16 protein-coding genes and 4 tRNA genes are annotated in these 15,116 nt (G+C 59.3%); 19 read left to right on the top strand and 1 reads right to left on the bottom strand.

From position 1 onward, the window contains the following. Positions 1-11: 11 nt before the first annotated feature. The 15 genes from ABCN01_RS03580 to proC all read left to right on the top strand — a co-directional run bounded on the left by ABCN01_RS03580 (position 12) and on the right by proC (position 12,172). Positions 12-2,072 (top strand): hypothetical protein, encoded by a 2,061-nt coding sequence (locus tag ABCN01_RS03580; RefSeq protein ID WP_342995949.1) that lies wholly within the window; start codon positions 12-14, stop codon positions 2,070-2,072. Further along, the gene (locus ABCN01_RS03575; protein ID WP_342995948.1) at positions 2,072-2,548 is read left to right on the top strand and encodes a TadE/TadG family type IV pilus assembly protein; all 477 of its coding nucleotides are present in this window, start codon (positions 2,072-2,074) and stop codon (positions 2,546-2,548) included. Before ABCN01_RS03580 ends, ABCN01_RS03575 begins: the two co-directional genes overlap by 1 nt. Next, the gene (locus ABCN01_RS03570; RefSeq protein ID WP_343014191.1) at positions 2,524-2,904 is read left to right on the top strand and encodes a DUF192 domain-containing protein; all 381 of its coding nucleotides are present in this window, start codon (positions 2,524-2,526) and stop codon (positions 2,902-2,904) included. The genes ABCN01_RS03575 and ABCN01_RS03570 overlap by 25 nt, the downstream gene beginning before the upstream one ends. 58 nt (positions 2,905-2,962) lie before the next feature. Beyond that, on the top strand, positions 2,963-3,229 hold the full coding sequence (locus ABCN01_RS03565; RefSeq protein WP_342995946.1) for a hypothetical protein: 267 nt from the start codon (positions 2,963-2,965) through the stop codon (positions 3,227-3,229). Next, positions 3,229-3,513 carry an ATP-binding protein gene (locus ABCN01_RS03560; RefSeq protein WP_035137167.1) on the top strand — a complete coding sequence of 95 codons (285 nt, stop codon included), beginning with the start codon at positions 3,229-3,231 and terminating at the stop codon, positions 3,511-3,513. The genes ABCN01_RS03565 and ABCN01_RS03560 overlap by 1 nt, the downstream gene beginning before the upstream one ends. Before the next feature lie 123 nt (positions 3,514-3,636). Next, positions 3,637-3,709: transfer RNA gene (locus tag ABCN01_RS03555), tRNA-Phe, on the top strand. 289 nt (positions 3,710-3,998) lie between these two features. Next, the gene (locus ABCN01_RS03550; RefSeq protein ID WP_161115712.1) at positions 3,999-5,060 is read left to right on the top strand and encodes a glycoside hydrolase family 5 protein; all 1,062 of its coding nucleotides are present in this window, start codon (positions 3,999-4,001) and stop codon (positions 5,058-5,060) included. A gap of 6 nt (positions 5,061-5,066) precedes the next feature. After that, positions 5,067-5,945 (top strand): 16S rRNA (cytidine(1402)-2'-O)-methyltransferase, encoded by an 879-nt coding sequence (gene rsmI / locus ABCN01_RS03545; RefSeq protein WP_342995943.1) that lies wholly within the window; start codon positions 5,067-5,069, stop codon positions 5,943-5,945. 69 nt (positions 5,946-6,014) lie between these two features. Then, a complete protein-coding gene (gene metG, locus ABCN01_RS03540; protein WP_342995942.1) occupies positions 6,015-7,616 on the top strand; it encodes a methionine--tRNA ligase in 1,602 nt (533 codons plus the stop codon). 110 nt (positions 7,617-7,726) lie between these two features. Then, the gene (rsmA, locus tag ABCN01_RS03535; RefSeq protein WP_342995941.1) at positions 7,727-8,587 is read left to right on the top strand and encodes a 16S rRNA (adenine(1518)-N(6)/adenine(1519)-N(6))-dimethyltransferase RsmA; all 861 of its coding nucleotides are present in this window, start codon (positions 7,727-7,729) and stop codon (positions 8,585-8,587) included. Beyond that, on the top strand, positions 8,577-9,494 hold the full coding sequence (locus ABCN01_RS03530; RefSeq protein ID WP_343014190.1) for a TatD family hydrolase: 918 nt from the start codon (positions 8,577-8,579) through the stop codon (positions 9,492-9,494). Before rsmA ends, ABCN01_RS03530 begins: the two co-directional genes overlap by 11 nt. Positions 9,495-9,537: 43 nt before the next feature. Further along, positions 9,538-9,624, top strand: a tRNA-Leu gene (locus tag ABCN01_RS03525). A gap of 288 nt (positions 9,625-9,912) precedes the next feature. Beyond that, on the top strand, positions 9,913-10,851 hold the full coding sequence (locus ABCN01_RS03520; RefSeq protein WP_342995939.1) for an SPFH domain-containing protein: 939 nt from the start codon (positions 9,913-9,915) through the stop codon (positions 10,849-10,851). Between the two features lie 6 nt (positions 10,852-10,857). After that, positions 10,858-11,328 (top strand): 23S rRNA (pseudouridine(1915)-N(3))-methyltransferase RlmH, encoded by a 471-nt coding sequence (rlmH, locus tag ABCN01_RS03515; protein WP_217749852.1) that lies wholly within the window; start codon positions 10,858-10,860, stop codon positions 11,326-11,328. Between the two features lie 73 nt (positions 11,329-11,401). Then, positions 11,402-12,172 (top strand): pyrroline-5-carboxylate reductase, encoded by a 771-nt coding sequence (proC, locus tag ABCN01_RS03510; RefSeq protein WP_342995938.1) that lies wholly within the window; start codon positions 11,402-11,404, stop codon positions 12,170-12,172. Positions 12,173-12,330: 158 nt separating this feature from the next. Here the strand turns inward: proC and ABCN01_RS03505 are convergent, their stop codons facing one another. Further along, on the bottom strand, positions 12,331-12,504 hold the full coding sequence (locus ABCN01_RS03505) for a DUF6724 family protein (RefSeq protein WP_342995937.1): 174 nt from the start codon (positions 12,502-12,504) through the stop codon (positions 12,331-12,333). A 111-nt stretch (positions 12,505-12,615) separates the two neighbouring features. Here ABCN01_RS03505 and serS point away from each other — a divergent pair, with 111 nt between their 5' ends. From serS to ABCN01_RS03485, 4 genes are all read left to right on the top strand, one after another. Continuing rightward, the gene (serS, locus tag ABCN01_RS03500) at positions 12,616-13,899 is read left to right on the top strand and encodes a serine--tRNA ligase (RefSeq protein ID WP_040359108.1); all 1,284 of its coding nucleotides are present in this window, start codon (positions 12,616-12,618) and stop codon (positions 13,897-13,899) included. Positions 13,900-14,071: 172 nt separating this feature from the next. Then, on the top strand, positions 14,072-14,449 hold the full coding sequence (locus ABCN01_RS03495) for a hypothetical protein (RefSeq protein WP_342995936.1): 378 nt from the start codon (positions 14,072-14,074) through the stop codon (positions 14,447-14,449). A gap of 80 nt (positions 14,450-14,529) precedes the next feature. Further along, positions 14,530-14,606: transfer RNA gene (locus ABCN01_RS03490), tRNA-Arg, on the top strand. Positions 14,607-15,039: 433 nt separating this feature from the next. Beyond that, positions 15,040-15,116 (top strand) — tRNA-Arg (locus ABCN01_RS03485).

Genomic DNA, 15,116 nt, shown 5'->3' with positions numbered 1-15,116 from the left:
GAGGCGGCTTTATGGGTCGATCCGGTATCGACCTGTTTATCGAAGACGGTGCCTACACCACGCTTTCCTCTGCCGTGGTCATCCTGGTGGTGCTCACGTTGTTGTTTTCGTCAACCGCGGCGATATGGAGCATGTCGCGTGCCGGGGATACCCAGGTGGCGGCCGATAGCGGCGCGCTGGCGGGTGTCAACGTAGTGTCGTCCTATCACACGGCTGCCACGGTGGTTGATGCGAGCATCTTGAGTCTGGGGCTGGCGGGGTTTGCCACGATCGGGACGGGCCTGGTCGCCATCCTCATCCCGGGTGCCGAGCCGGTTGCCGGCAATATGGTCGACACCGGGATCGAGATCATTAAAACGCGCAACAAGTTTGCCAAAAGCGCATCGGAAGGCTTACAGAAAATCGAGACGGCTCTGCCGTATCTGATCGCCGCGCGTGCCACGCAGGCGGTGTCGGCGCAGGATACCAATAGTGTGACCTATACCGGTACGGCGCTTGCCGTGCCTAGGACATCCGAGTCGGACTTCGCTGCGCTCGAGGGGTCCGAGATCTCGACCGATGTCATTAAAGACACATCGGAAAACCTGGAGTTCGCAGCCAAGAAGCTGAAGGAGGCATCTGAGGATACGGCGAAAGCAAAAGAGCGCGCCTGGCTTGCGGACTGCGGCGGATCGGATAAAGGTTCGGTCGGCAGCTGTTCGTGTATGTGGGAGCGCGCAAAAAGCCTAACGGATCTCTCTGGTGCTCAAAATCCGCATTACTCATCGAGCGTTACGTGGGAGCCTCAAGTTGCCCTTGATCGCGCGAAGGACTACTACCATTGGCGTCTGACAAATGAGAAGCCTCACGGCCCGAGTGTCGAGATGAAGGCAGAGTCTGCGGCGCGTAAGGCGTTTTATACCTATGCGAGTGCGGAGGTCGATCGGGCAAATATAACCGAGAACGGAGACAGGGTTTCCTCCTATATTCCGCTGCTGCCGCGCAACTCTGATGAGGTTCGGGCGACGGAACTCTATACCGATGCGGTGTGGCCGACGAGCGTGAACGATGACAAGGCGTATCTGCATTACGGGACGACCTGCCCCAACTATAAGAAAGGAACGCCGAGCGGATTTGCTTCGGTTGCCGATTACGATGGACAGGATAAATGCAGCAAATGCCATTTTGGCGTTTTGTCGCTTGGTGCTGTTGCGGCGCCTTCAACCTCTATCGAAAACGGCTTCGAATATCACTTCGACAGGTTCAAAGACGCCATGGAGGACTACGTTAAATGCCGCAACAAAGAACTCGAACTTGAGCGTCAGACCGAGGACGAGGCCGACCGTGCGGGCAATGCGTTTGACCAGGCCATTAAAGCGCTTTCGGGTGAGCGTCCGCGTATCGCCCCGCCCGGCCGCAACGGCGTGGTTGCCCTTGCGGTTTCGGGCGATATGACCAGCCCCGATCAACTTAACTCCTCGTTTAACACGGCGGTTGAGCTTGGCAGTCGCGGTGCCATCTCTGCCGCGGTGCTGGCGCCCGATGAGGCGACGGCGCAAAACAACGTGCTTTCGCGATTTTTCTCGACATTGAAGGAACGCTCGGGCGGCGTTGCCGGCGTGCTCGACGGCGTCATGGATGTTTGGGGACGGCTGCTCGTAGGATACGGTGATATCCAAGGTTCGGCCGACGAACTTATGGACGAGATGATTAAAGACCTAGGAGGGGGCAGCGGCGCGTTGGGCTCCATTGCATCGTGGCTCGGCGATACCGTTTCGGCATCCGTGGCGGCGCTGGGTTTGGAACCGTGCGACTTGCGCCTGCGAAAGCCGGTGCTGACCGATTCCGCCAACGTCATTAAGAGTCCGGGGTCTGACATTGCTGGTCTATCTCAAGCGCAAGACAAGCTGCGAAGTATTCCGTTGGGCGTGACCGATCCCAAGGCGCTTTGCGAGGCGTTGGAATATCAAGTCGAACGCACCATTAGTGGTACGGTGTTCACACTTGCGGAGATTCCTCTGCCCGGCGGCGGCTCCATCCCGCTCACCGTCGATGTCGCCACGCTGGTTGGCGCTCTGGGCGGTGGGTCGTAATGAGTATCCGCATGCGTCTGCGCGAGGAGCGCGCCCAAGCGACGGTGGAGATGGCAGTGGTTACGCCCGTTTTGCTGGTGCTGGCACTCATCGTGTACAACGTCATGATCTTTGCCAGCGCTGTCGCGCGCTTCGACCGCGTGGTGCCCGACATCGTGCTAGCGCATGCCGTGGCGTCGGAGGGGGAGGGCGACGAAAGCTCTGCCGATGCCTCGGCGACGGTTCAGGCTCAAATTCTGAATGCCATGGAAGGCTATGACTTGCAGATCGAAGTGTCGAGCGAGCAAGGCGCGAAGGCATCGGATGGTGGCCTGCTCTCCCTATCCGGTACGTTTAGGACCTACACCTGCACCATGCACTATGAGCCGTGGCCGACTTCTCTCAGCATCGCTGGCGTTCCGCTGGGGGCGCCGACAACGTTGTCGCACGAGCGTGCGGTGACGGTCGATCCATGGCGTCCGGGGGTGGTCATGTGACCGCGGTCTCGTCCTACATCGTCTATGCGCGGGCACTCAATAGGCTGGGTTGGACGCCGGCCGAGTTTGTGGTGGCGGAGTCGTTTGTCGTGCGCCTGCGCGGCATGCTGGGACGGCGTCCGGTTGCCGCCAACGGCCTGCCGCTCGTCATGGCGTTTCCACGCTGCTTTTCGGTCCATACGTGTTTTATGGCCTATCCCATCGACATCGCCTTCATCGATCGCGACGGCAATATCCTCGCGCGCTACAAAAACGTCCGCCCTTGGCGCATGTGCTCCTGCCCCGGCGCCTGGGCCGTACTAGAGCGTCCTTCAATCATTGTTTCGACTCCTGCTCTCCAACGCGTGCCGGCTTAAGAATTGGCGACAGTGGACTTTCGTCATACGAAATTGGGTAAGATGGAGGAGAAGATGCATGGATGTTGAGATTCATCCCAACGCTAAAAAGCACCTGACGGAAAAGCAGGTGCTTAGCGCTTGGCTTGCGGTTACTGAGTGCATTCGTCGCGAGTCGAAGGACGAGCCGCCGAGATGGCTTGCGATTGGATGGCTCCCAGACGGACGAAGCGTGGAGCTTGTCGCGGTCGAGCTTGTCCGTTGGTGGCTTATCATTCATGCCTTGTCTCCAGTCCAGAAGAAATTTTGGCAGGAGATTGAACAGGCTCGGCAAAGGGGTCGATGATGGGCAAGACGTATACGGCCGCTAATGGTCAGGTTGTAACGGATGAAATGATTGACGCGTGGTGCGAGTCGTACGAGCGCGGAGAGTTTCCGGATGGCGAACACACCGTTGGTGGGATCGTGCATGGACGGCCCCCGCTCTCAGGTGAGGGGACGGCAACGCTGTCGGTCAAGATTCCTCTGGGAATGAAGGAGGCCATTCGTCGACGGGCGGCTGCCGAGGGGATGACGCCAAGTGAGTTTGCCCGTGCGGCTCTGAGTGAAAAACTTCTTGCTGCCGGCTGATGCCTCTGACGTGCCGATTTATAGAACCGAGGCTGTGCTCAAAAACTTTTTTAAAATTCTCGGTTGACCGGAACGCGTCCTTGGTTATACTAATCAAGCCTTGAAACAAGGCACACCTCAAATGGCTGGGTAGCTCAGTTGGTAGAGCAGAGGACTGAAAATCCTCGTGTCAGGGGTTCGATTCCCTTCCCCGCCACCTTGAATTGACTAGGACCTCTGCAAAGGGGTCCTTTTCTTTTATGTGGACCCGCGGAAAATGCATCCCAGTCTTTTGCGAAAAACGGGATGCGCTTTCCGGCCGCCTACTTCCGGCGCATATGTACATCTCGGCGCGCCATCTCGGGCCCGCCCAGATATTCCTCCCGCTTTTGCGCCACTTTACAGACCGTTCGGTCGTCTGTCCGCACGCGCGGGTATACTCAAAACGATACTTTTCCTGTGCAATACGATGCAGGCTCGGCCTGCACGATCCGAAGGGGGCAGTGATGGAGAGGATACTCGGCGTTAATCTCTCTGGCTGGTTTATTCCCGAGCCTTGGGTGACCCCGTCGCTATACGCGGCGACCGGTGCATCCAACGCGGCCGAGCTGCAGGAGGCCATGGGCACCGCCGCCTATAACGAGCGCATGCGCCGTCATTACGAGACGTTTGTGAGCGAGGACGATTTCCGTCGCATGGCGCAGATCGGTCTCAATGCCGTGCGTCTGCCGGTGCCCTGGTATGCCTTTGGCTCGCAGGAGTCCGATGCGTCCTACATCTCGGTTGTCGACTACATTGACCGTGCGATTGAGTGGGCTGCCAAGTACGACATCCGCGTGCTGCTTGATCTAGCAACTGTGCCCGGTGGCCAGGGCGATTCCAATGATTCGCCCGCCACGCCAGAGGCTGTTGCCGAGTGGCATTCGTCCACCAACGGTCGTCATGTCGCGCTCGACGTGCTCGAGCGCCTGGCCGATCGCTACGGCGAGGCCGAGAGCCTGCTGGGCATTGAACTGCTGGATACGCCGCAGATGAGTGTCCGCAAGAGCCTCTTCACCATGACGGATGGCATTCCGGCGCACTACCTGCGCAACTTCTATCGCGATGCCTATGAGCTCGTCCGTTCGTATATGCCCGAGGATAAGATCGTCGTCTTTTCGTCGTCGGGGCATCCCAGCGAGTGGAAGCATTTTATGCGCGGCGCCAAGTACAAGAACGTCTACATGGACCTTCACCTGTACCATTACCGCGACGAATATGCGCTCGATATCACGAGCCCCCGCGGGCTGACGACGGCGATTTCGCGCAACAAGCGCGAGCTCAAAGAAGCGATTTCGACTGGATTCCCCGTGCTGGTGGGCGAATGGTCGGGCGCGGCGATCTTTGCCAACTCGTCGGTTACGCCCGAGGGCCGCAATGCCTACGAGCGCGTGTTTATCGCCAACCAACTGGCTTCGTTTGCGCCGGCTGCCGGTTGGTTCTTCCAAACGTGGAAGACCGAGAAGCGCATTGCAGCATGGGACGCCCGCGCGGCGCTCGGTACGCTCGAGCGCGGCATGATTGAATAGGTTGATATGACGCAAAACAGCGCCCATACGGGCAAACTCTATGTGGTCGGCACGCCCATCGGCAACTTGGGCGACCTGTCCCCGCGCGTTGGCGAGGCCTTTGCCGCCGCCGATGCCATCTGCTGCGAAGACACGCGTGTGACGTCAAAGCTGCTGATGCACCTGGGCATTTCCAAGCCGCTTGTCCGTTGCGACGAGAATGTGATCGCCAGCCGCGCCGCCGGCCTGGTCGACCGTCTGCTGGCGGGGGAGACCCTCGCCTTTGCCTCGGACGCCGGCATGCCGAGTGTGTCCGATCCCGGCCAGGCGCTGGTCGAGGCGGCGCGTGAGGCCGATGTGCCCGTCGAAGTTATTCCCGGGCCCTCTGCTTGCGTCACGGCGCTCGTTTCGTCCGGTATTCCCTGCGAGCATTTTTTCTTCGAGGGCTTTTTGGGCCGAAAGCACGGCGACCGCGTGCGCCGTTTGCAGCGCCTTGCCGTGGTGCCCGGCGCACTCATCTTCTACGAGTCTCCACATCGCATCGTGGCGACGCTTGAGGCCGTGACGGAGGTCTTTCCCCAGCGTGAGGTTGCCGTCTGCCGCGAACTCACCAAGCTGCACGAGGAGGTCTTGCGCGGGCCCGCTGCCCAGCTTGCCGAGAAGCTGCGTGCTCGCGGCGAGGTAAAGGGCGAGATTGCGCTGGTCATCGCGCCGCCGAGCGAGGATGAGGAGGCCGGTGCCGTGCCGGTTGGCGCCGCGGCAGCGGATTCCGACGAGGCCCTGCGCGAGGATATCCGCGTCGCGCTTGAGGAGGGGGAGCCCGCCTCTGCGGTGGCCAAGCGCCTGTCTCAGAAGTATTCGCGCCGCAAGCGCGATGTCTATGCCATGGTGCTCGATATGCAATAGATGGAGGATATCCAGCCCTTGCGCTAGAATCATCCTCTGTATGCAACGTTTTTCTGGAGGACAAACCCCATGGATCAAAGCAAGCCTTCGTTCTTTATCACGACGCCCATCTACTACGTCAACGCCGATCCGCACCTGGGCACGGCCTATTCCACCATCATCGCCGACGTTCAGGCTCGCTATCGCCGCTCCGCTGGCTTTAACGTCAAGTTTCTGACCGGCATGGACGAGCACGGCGAGAAGGTCGCCGAGGCCGCAGCCAAGCACGGCATGACGCCGCAGGAGTGGACCGATAGCCAGGCCCCGCACTTCAAGGAGCTTTGGAGCAAGCTCGAGATCTCCAACGACGACTTCATCCGCACCACCGAGCCGCGCCAGCATCATGCCGTGCAGTACCTGTGGGAGCGCATGAAGGAGTCCGGCTACCTGTATAAGGGCAGCTACGACGGTTGGTATTGCGTGCCTGACGAGACCTACTTCACTGATACACAGGTTCAGAAGGGCGACGAGGAGTACGGCAGCGTCGGCCAGCATCTATGCCCCGACTGCCATCGTCCGCTTGAGCGCGTGCAGGAGGAGTCCTACTTCTTTAAGCTTTCCGCCTTCCAGGACAAGCTGCTCAAGCTCTATGACGAGCACCCCGACTTTGTCGAGCCTGCGTTCCGTATGAATGAGGTACGCAGCTTTGTCGAGGGCGGCCTTAATGACCTTTCCGTGAGCCGTACGAGCTTTGACTGGGGCATCCAGGTCCCGTTTGACGAGGGTCACGTGACCTACGTGTGGTTCGATGCGCTGCTCAACTATATGACGGCCGTCGGCTACGGTGTCGACACCGACGAGGCGCGTGCCGAGCTGGCCTATCGCTGGCCCGCGCAGTTCCACATCGTGGGCAAGGACATCATCCGTTTCCACTGTGTCATTTGGCCTGCCATGCTCATGGCCATCGGCGAGGCCCTGCCCGAGCACGTTTTTGCCCACGGCTTCCTGACCGTGCGCAACGCCGAGACCGGCAAGGCCGAGAAGATGTCCAAGAGCCGCGGCAACGCCATTGCTCCGCAGGACGTTATCGACATGCTGGGTGTCGAGGGCTACCGCTATTACTTTATGACCGACGTGGTACCCGGTACCGATGGCGCTATTAGCTTTGAGCGCATGGAACAGGTCTACAACGCCGACCTGGCCAACAGCTGGGGTAACCTCATCTCGCGTTCGCTCAACATGAGCGGCAAGTACTTTGACGGTTGCGCGCCCGTCAAGCCCGCATCGTTCGATGCGTTCGACAACCCGCTGGCAAAGATCGCCGATGGCCTGGTCGACCGCTACATGGCCAAGATGGACGTGCTCGATTACGGTGGAGCCAAGGACGAGGTCATGGAACTCATCCACGCCGCCAACCACTACATCGAGGACTCCGAGCCCTGGGCACTTGCCAAGGACGAGGCCAAGGCTGACGAGCTGGCATTTGTGATCTACAACCTGCTCGAGGCCATCCGCATTGCCGCTCACCTGCTGATGCCGCTCATGCCCCAGACTTCTGCCGAGGCTCTGCGCCGCCTGTCCTGCGAGGACGAGGCCGCGAGCGACGACCTCAAGGGCATTTGCGCTTGGGGCCTGCTTGCCGGCGGTCAGCCCGTCGAGAAGGGCGATCCGCTGTTCCCGCGTCTGGCGTAGAGACCGCGCGAGCGCCATATCGGCAATTTGCTGTTTAGCTGTAAGGGCATGGCCGCCACGGTCCATGCCCTTTTGTTTCAAGACGCCGCCATCATGCTAAGGAGGCAACCATGACAACTTCGCCTTTGGCAAACCCCACGGCCACCAGGGAGCTGCTGGAGGAGTTTGGCCTTGCGACCAAGCATCGCCTGGGCCAGAACTTTCTAATCGACAATCATGTGATCGAGCGTATCTGCGAGCTTGCCGAGCTTACAGGTGACGAGCGCGTACTCGAGGTGGGTCCGGGTTGCGGTACGTTGACACTCGCGTTGCTGCAGGAAGCGGCGTGCGTTACGTCCATTGAGGCCGATCCTGAGCTCGAACCGGTGCTCGACGCCCACGCCGCCGACTATGCCAACTTCCGCTTTATCATGGGCGATGCGCTCAAGGTGGGCCCGGAGCAGATTGAGCAGGTTGCGGGCGGCGAGCCCACGGTATTTGTCGCGAACTTGCCCTATAACGTGGCGGCGACGATCATTTTGCAATTTTTCCAGACGATGCCGGCGCTCAAGCGTGCCGTCGTCATGGTGCAAAAGGAGGTTGCCGATCGCATTGCCGCAGCGCCGGGCAACAAGACCTATGGCGGCTATACGGCAAAGCTCGGCCTGTACGCGCAGGTGACGGGTCGCTTTGAGGTGCCGCCGCGTTGCTTTATGCCGACGCCGCACGTGGACTCGGCCGTCGTGCGTATCGACCGTGTTGACGGCGTGGTGCCCGAGGGGCTCGATCGCGAATTTGTGGCCCGCGTGATTGATGCTGCATTTGCTCAGCGTCGCAAGACCATCCGCAATTCCATGAGCGCCAACGGCTTTGCCAAGGACGTGCTCGATGTCGCCTTTGAGGCTTGCGGTATCGCGCCCACCACGCGCGCCGAGACGCTTGATGTTGCTGACTTTGTCCGTCTGGCCCAGGAGCTAATCCATGATGCCTAATGCCGAACGCGTGACGTTTACCAAGAAAAAGAAGACGGTTGCTTGTCCCGTGCCCTTGGCACCGCTTGCCGACACGCATGCGCATCTGCTTTCGTTCTGGGGCAAGGATGTGCCTGAGACGCTCGTGCGTGCCAAGGCGGCGGGCGTCGACCTGTTGGTGACGATGTTCGACCCCATCGCTGATAAACGCAGTGTGACGGACTATAGCGACTGGCTGACGCGCGAGATTCTGCCGATGCAGGATATCCCGCAGATCAAGTATCTTGCCGGCGTGCATCCGTATGGCGCGCCGGACTATGCCGACGACGTTCACGCACAGGTCGTTGCCGCACTCGATGATCCCTTATGCGCCGGTATTGGCGAAATCGGCCTGGACTACCACATGGACTATGACGACGATATCGCGCCGGCACCCCATAACGTGCAGATTGACTGCATGGCGCGCCAGCTCGAGCTTGCCGTGTGCCGTAACGTGCCGGTGGAGCTACATCTGCGTCACGAGGACACGGACCAGGAGCGTACCTCGCACGTGGACGCCTACAACGTGCTTCGTGAGGTGGGCGTGCCCCAGGCCGGTTGTGTGCTGCACTGCTTTGGCGAGGACCGCGCCACGATGGAGCGCTTTGTGGAGCTGGGCTGCTATATCGCCTATGGTGGTGCGGCCACCTTTAAGCGCAACGACGACGTGCGTGAGGCATTTGCGGCAACCCCACTCGATCGAATTTTGTTCGAGACGGATTGCCCGTATATGGCTCCGGAGCCCATCCGCGGTCTTGAATGCGAGTCCGCAATGATCTCCATTACGGCAAACACGCTGGTCAACGACCGTGTCGATCGTACCGGCGAGGATGCTGAGGCAATCGCGCGAGCAGCTTGGGAAAATGCCTGCAAACTTTTTCAAAAATAGTTCTTGCGTTCGCGATGGCGCTCCGTTATTCTAATTCCTGCACGCGGGCGTGGCGGAATTGGCAGACGCGTACGGTTCAGGTCCGTATGGGGGCAACCCCATGAAGGTTCAAGTCCTTTCGCCCGCACCATTAAATGGAAGAGCTCCCAGCAATGGGAGCTTTTTTGTTATGGGCCCATCGCAGGGACTTGAACCTGCGAAGGAGCGAGCGTAAAGAAAACGCGGAGCGTTTTTAGCGAGCTGGCGAGGACGCCGGCAGGCGGCCGAAGCCGGTGCGGATCCGCGAAGCGGATACGCGGACGTCCTTTCGCCCGCACCATTGAATGAAAGAGCTCCCAGCAATGGGAGCTTTTTTGTTATGCACGATCTCCTTGGACGGGTATCCTAATGCCAACGTGTGCCTATCAGAGGAGAGACCATGCTGTTTTCCGGTATCATCGCCGCCCTTACCAGCCTTTTGATTCCCATCATCATCCTGTTGCTGCTGCTTCCCAGCGCCTGCTATGTCGTTGAACAGCAGCATGCCGTGATCATCGAACGCTTAGGCAAGTTCAACCGCATCGTCAACGCGGGCTTCCACATGAAGGTACCCGTGATTGACCGCAAAGCCGCCACGGTGAGTCTGCGCACCATGAAAAACGGTTTTGGCATCGACGTTAAGACCCAGGACAACGTGACCATCGGCCTCGAGGTCTCGGCTCAATATCACGTGAGCTATGACATGGGCGCCGGCCCGGCAGATTCGGGTATCTACAAGAGCTACTACATGCTGCAGGAGCCCGTCGACCAGATGCGTGACTTCATCACCGACGCCCTGCGCTCTTCGATTCCCGTCTACACACTCGATGAGGTCTTTGCCAAGAAGGATGACATCGCCAAGGATGTCAACGCTACCGTTTCCGAGCAGATGGCCGCCTACGGCTTCACCCTCGTGTCGACGCTCATCACCAAAATCGCACTGCCGACCGAGGTTGAGAACTCCATGAACGACATCAACGCCGCCCAGCGCAAGCGCGCTGCGGCACAGGAGCTCGCTGAGGCCGACCGCATCAAGCGCGTCACCGAGGCGACCGCCGAGGCCGAGGCTATGGAAAAGGCGGGCGAGGGCATCGCCAACCAGCGCAAGGCCATCGCGCTGGGCATCAAGGATTCGCTCGAGATCATCCAGGAGACAGGTGTTGGCAACGATGAGGCCAACCAGCTGTTCATGTTTACGCAGTGGTCCGAGATGATGACGGAGTTCGCTCGCACGGGTAAAACCTCGACGGTCGTGCTGCCGAGCGATTTCTCGCAGTCGGCCTCGATGTTCGAGCAGATGCTGACAGCCAGCAAAGTTCAAAACGATTCGAAGGAGTAGACACGCGTGAAATACACCGTCGTTTGCGTCGGTAAGCTCAAGGAGCGCTTTTGGAAGGACGCGTGCGCCGAGTACACCAAGCGCCTAGGTGCCTATGCCAAGGTGGATATCCGCGAGGTGGCCGATATCGACCCGGCTAAGGCGGGCGGCGTGGATGCCGCGCGCGACAAGGAGGGAGCGGCGATACTTGCAGCCCTGCCGCCTCGAGCGCATGTGATCCTGCTGGCCATTGAGGGCAAAGAGCGCTCGAGCGAGGAGCTTTCGGCGCGGCTCGATGATCTTATGCTGCGAGGCAATAGCGACATCGCCTTTGTGATTGGCGGATCGGACGGCGTGAGCGATGACGTGCGCGCACGAGCCGACGAGATGCTCAGCTTTGGACGTATTACCTTGCCGCATAACTTGGCGCGCGTGGTGCTGCTGGAGCAAATCTACCGCGCCTGCAAGATCAGCCGTGGCGAGCCGTATCACAAATAGGTCGGCAATACGAAACAATGGCGTGGGACAATAGCTTTCGTTTTGAAGAGCGTGTCTGAAAGGACTATGAGATATGAAGATTGGATTTGTCGGTTTTGGCAATATGGCGAGCGCTATGGCCGATGGCTGGATCGCTGCCGGTGTAGCTGCGAGCGACATGTGCGCCTGCGCGGGTCGCTACGACGCACTGGTTGAGCGCTGCGAGGCACGCGGCATGGTCGCCTGCCACGATGCCGCCGAGGTTGTCGCCGCATCCGATATCGTGGTCGCTGCGGTCAAACCGTACATGATCGAGAAGATATTCGCCCCGCTCAAGGATGCTCTTGCCAAAAAGGTCGTTCTGTCGGTTGCCTGGACCTGGGACAGTGCCAAGTGGGAGCAGGTCCTGCCGGGCGTCGCGCATATCTCGACGGTGCCCAACACACCGGTTTCGGTGGGCGAGGGCGTCATCGCTTGTGAGAAGGCTTCCACGCTTAGTGATGAGCAGAGCACAGTGGTGCTTGATCTGCTTGGCAAGCTCGGTGCGGTGGTCGAGCTCGATACGAGCCTGCTGTTTGTGGGCGGCACGGTGGGTGGTTGCGCTCCGGCATTTGTCGCTATGGCAATCGAGGCCCTGAGCGATGCGGCGGTCAAGCACGGTATCCCGCGTGCCGATGCCTATCGCATTGTGAGCCAGATGGTGCTGGGTACGGCAAAGCTGCAGCTTGCAACTGGTCAGCATCCTGCGGCGATGAAGGATGCCGTATGCTCGCCCGGTGGTGCCACCATCAAGGGCGTCGTTGCGCTCGAGGACGCCGGCATGCGCAGCGCCCTGGTCAAGGCAATCGACGCAACTCTCCAGTAAAACCGACCAAAAAAAGACGGGTTTATTTTTGGCAGGTATTTTCTGCGGTTTTGTCCTTTTAGCGAAAAGCGCCCCGCAACTGGCTCAATTCCAGTTGCGGGGCGCTTGCGTTTGCCCAGATAAAACAGACCAAAATAAACCTGTCCCTTTTTGGCAGGTTAGTCCCAGAAGCTGTCTTCCTCATTCTCGGACTTGGGTCCGCGGTCGACGTACATCTTATGGGTACGCTTCTCCATTACAAAGGCAAGAATCGCAAATAACAGGATGCCGCCGGCGAAAAGGATGGCAAAACCGGTGCGGGTGCCAAACAAAAAGGAAAAAACTGCGTCCATTGGGTGCCTTCTTGCGTAGTTGAGTTGGGTCGTAAACGCTCATAAGTATATACTTGCCCATACATGTACAAGGTTGCAACCTAAATGGAATGTATATCGCCGGAGGATCTAATGCTTGATATCAAGTTTGTTCGCGAGAATCCCGATGCCATCGATGTCGCCATGGCTAACCGCCAGACGTCTTGGGATCGCGAGAAGTTCTTTGAGCTCGACGACGAGCGCCGTGCCGTCATCACCGAGGTCGAGGAGCTCCAGGCTACGCGTAATGCCGAGTCCAAGAAGATCGGCGCCCTGATGAAGGAGGGCAAGAAGGACGAGGCCGAGGCCGCCAAGGAGGCCGTGCGCGCCGTCAACGAGAAGATTGACGGTCTGGCCGAGCGCCGTACCGCCCTCGAGCAGGAGCAGTACGACTTCATGGCTCATCTGCCCAACATCCCGTGCGAGGCCACCCCGTACGGCAAGGACGAGGATGAGAACATCGAGCGCCGTCGTTGGGGCACCCCGCGCGAGTTCGACTTCGACTTCAAGCCGCATTGGGATCTGGGAACCGACCTCGATATCCTCGATTTCGAGCGCGGCAACAAGCTGTCCGGTAGCCGCTTCACCGTCCTCGGTGGTGCTGGCGCCCGCCTGGAGCGTGCCCTCATCAACTTCTTCCTGGACACGCATACCAGCCGCGGCTTTAAGGAGTGGTGGCCGCCCATCGTCGTCAAGCGTCAGACCATGTTTGGCACGGGTCAGCTGCCCAAGTTCGAGGACGACGCCTATCACGTCTCGGGCGATAACTTCCTGATCCCCACCGCCGAGGTCGTGCTGACTAACCTGCACGCCGGCGAGGTTCTCGACGCCGACACCCTGCCGCGTCGCTACACTGCCTTCACCCCCTGCTTCCGCGAGGAGGCCGGTTCCGCCGGTCGCGACACCCGCGGCATCATTCGCCAGCATGAGTTCGATAAGGTCGAGATGGTCAAGTTCGCCAAACCGGAGGAGTCCGATGAGGAGCTCGAGAGCATGACCGCCGAGGCCGAGTACCTGCTGCAGCAGCTGGGCCTGCCGTATCGCGTGATTAGTCTGTGCACCGGTGACCTGGGCTTCTCTGCCCGTCAGACCTACGACGTCGAGGTTTGGCTGCCGAGCTACAACGCCTACAAGGAGATCAGCTCCTGCTCCAACTGCGGTGACTTCCAGGCTCGTCGCGCCAACATCAAGTATCGTGACCCCGAGAACTTCAAGGGTTCGCGCTACTTGCATACCCTCAACGGCTCCGGTCTGCCGGCTGGCCGTACTATGGCCGCTATTCTGGAAAACTACCAGAATGCCGACGGCACCATCACGATCCCCGAGGTCCTGCGTCCCTACATGGGCGGCCTCGAGAAGATCGAGCCGGTCGCGTAACTTAGACACACAAGCGATTTGCAAGGGCGCTCCATCTGGGGCGCCCTATTTTGTGCGCAGCCCATACCATACCGTCCGGACAGCTCAATATAAAACACACGAACAAATGTTCTGTATACAGCTATCTACCTGCTATGCTTTTACTAGATAAGAGCGAGAGGAAGGGGACGCGATGGAACTGTTTGACGAGCGGGTGGTTTTGTTTGAGAGCGACGAGGGTGGGGAGTACCTGCTTGTAGCGTGTGAGCCGTCTGGCATGGGTGGCCTGGTGGTTCGACAGACGAGCGAGGGGCCGTTGACGCAATGGTGCTTTGAGGAATCGCCGCATGTGGTCGAGACATTTGTGGCGCATGAGGCGCTTGTTGTCCTTGAGCACTTCTATGGCGTTGGAACTTCTAATCAGGTGGCCCGAATGCTGAGCATTTCTTTTGCCGACTACGACTGTGCCCAACGGGTGCGGTCGCTTCTGGGGGAGCTTGGCGTCGGGTTCGATGTGATCGAAAAGCCAATCGATCGCACGAGAAGCGCCGATGCTTGTGGTGCAGCGTGACAAATTGCGGCCCGCGCGAAAAAAAGTTTGAGATTTTGCTTGACTCTAACGAACTAAAGTGGTTTTATATGTCTTGCGCTGCGGCGTTACCTCAGCTGGATAGAGGGTCTGACTACGAATCAGAACGTCATAGGTTCGAATCCTATACGCCGCACCAATTGAACTTAAAGCCTCCGGCAACGGGGGCTTTTCTTTTACGTAAACACTGCATGGATTCGAACCTCGGTCGAGGCGCGAGCGTGAAGCGGACGCGGAGCGTCCGTAGCGAGCGGGCGAGCACGCCGGCAGGCGGGCGAAGCCGGTGCGGATCCGCGCAAGCGGATACGCGGAATCCTATACGCCGCACCAATCGAACTTAAAGCCTCCGGCAACGGGGGCTTTTCTTTTAGGCGGACGCCGCATGGATTCGAACCTCGGTCGAGGCGCGGGCGTCAAGAAAACGCGGAGCGTTTTTAGCCCGCGGGCGAGTCCGCCGGCAGGCGGGCGAAGCCGGTGCGGATCAGCACGACAACTTAATCAGCGCTCCGTAAAAATTTTCCAAATTGTTGCTTGACCCATCGAGGGCTCACGTGCATAATAATCCGTGCGTTGCGGCGTTACCTCAGCTGGATAGAGGGTCTGACTACGAATCAGAACGTCATAGGTTCGAATCCTATACGCCGCACCA

This window comes from Collinsella aerofaciens, assembly GCF_039062365.1.
Classification (GTDB): Bacteria; Actinomycetota; Coriobacteriia; order Coriobacteriales; family Coriobacteriaceae; genus Collinsella.
The sequence above is the reverse complement of the archived record's forward strand: the minus strand, read 5'-3'. Positions and strand labels throughout refer to the sequence as shown.

What these genes read in the sequence shown, in the direction of transcription:
- serS (WP_040359108.1), top strand. Translation starts at nt 12,616, where the DNA reads ATGCTTGATATCAAGTTTGTTCGCGAGAATCCCGATGCCATCGATGTC.
- proC (WP_342995938.1), top strand. Translation starts at nt 11,402, where the DNA reads ATGAAGATTGGATTTGTCGGTTTTGGCAATATGGCGAGCGCTATGGCC.
- ABCN01_RS03565 (WP_342995946.1), top strand. Translation starts at nt 2,963, where the DNA reads ATGGATGTTGAGATTCATCCCAACGCTAAAAAGCACCTGACGGAAAAG.
- ABCN01_RS03570 (WP_343014191.1), top strand. Translation starts at nt 2,524, where the DNA reads ATGGCGTCCGGGGGTGGTCATGTGACCGCGGTCTCGTCCTACATCGTC.
- ABCN01_RS03550 (WP_161115712.1), top strand. Translation starts at nt 3,999, where the DNA reads ATGGAGAGGATACTCGGCGTTAATCTCTCTGGCTGGTTTATTCCCGAG.
- ABCN01_RS03530 (WP_343014190.1), top strand. Translation starts at nt 8,577, where the DNA reads ATGATGCCTAATGCCGAACGCGTGACGTTTACCAAGAAAAAGAAGACG.
- rsmI (WP_342995943.1), top strand. Translation starts at nt 5,067, where the DNA reads ATGACGCAAAACAGCGCCCATACGGGCAAACTCTATGTGGTCGGCACG.
- ABCN01_RS03505 (WP_342995937.1), bottom strand. Translation starts at nt 12,504, where the DNA reads ATGGACGCAGTTTTTTCCTTTTTGTTTGGCACCCGCACCGGTTTTGCC.
- ABCN01_RS03580 (WP_342995949.1), top strand. Translation starts at nt 12, where the DNA reads ATGGGTCGATCCGGTATCGACCTGTTTATCGAAGACGGTGCCTACACC.
- rsmA (WP_342995941.1), top strand. Translation starts at nt 7,727, where the DNA reads ATGACAACTTCGCCTTTGGCAAACCCCACGGCCACCAGGGAGCTGCTG.
- metG (WP_342995942.1), top strand. Translation starts at nt 6,015, where the DNA reads ATGGATCAAAGCAAGCCTTCGTTCTTTATCACGACGCCCATCTACTAC.
- ABCN01_RS03575 (WP_342995948.1), top strand. Translation starts at nt 2,072, where the DNA reads ATGAGTATCCGCATGCGTCTGCGCGAGGAGCGCGCCCAAGCGACGGTG.
- ABCN01_RS03560 (WP_035137167.1), top strand. Translation starts at nt 3,229, where the DNA reads ATGGGCAAGACGTATACGGCCGCTAATGGTCAGGTTGTAACGGATGAA.
- ABCN01_RS03520 (WP_342995939.1), top strand. Translation starts at nt 9,913, where the DNA reads ATGCTGTTTTCCGGTATCATCGCCGCCCTTACCAGCCTTTTGATTCCC.
- ABCN01_RS03495 (WP_342995936.1), top strand. Translation starts at nt 14,072, where the DNA reads ATGGAACTGTTTGACGAGCGGGTGGTTTTGTTTGAGAGCGACGAGGGT.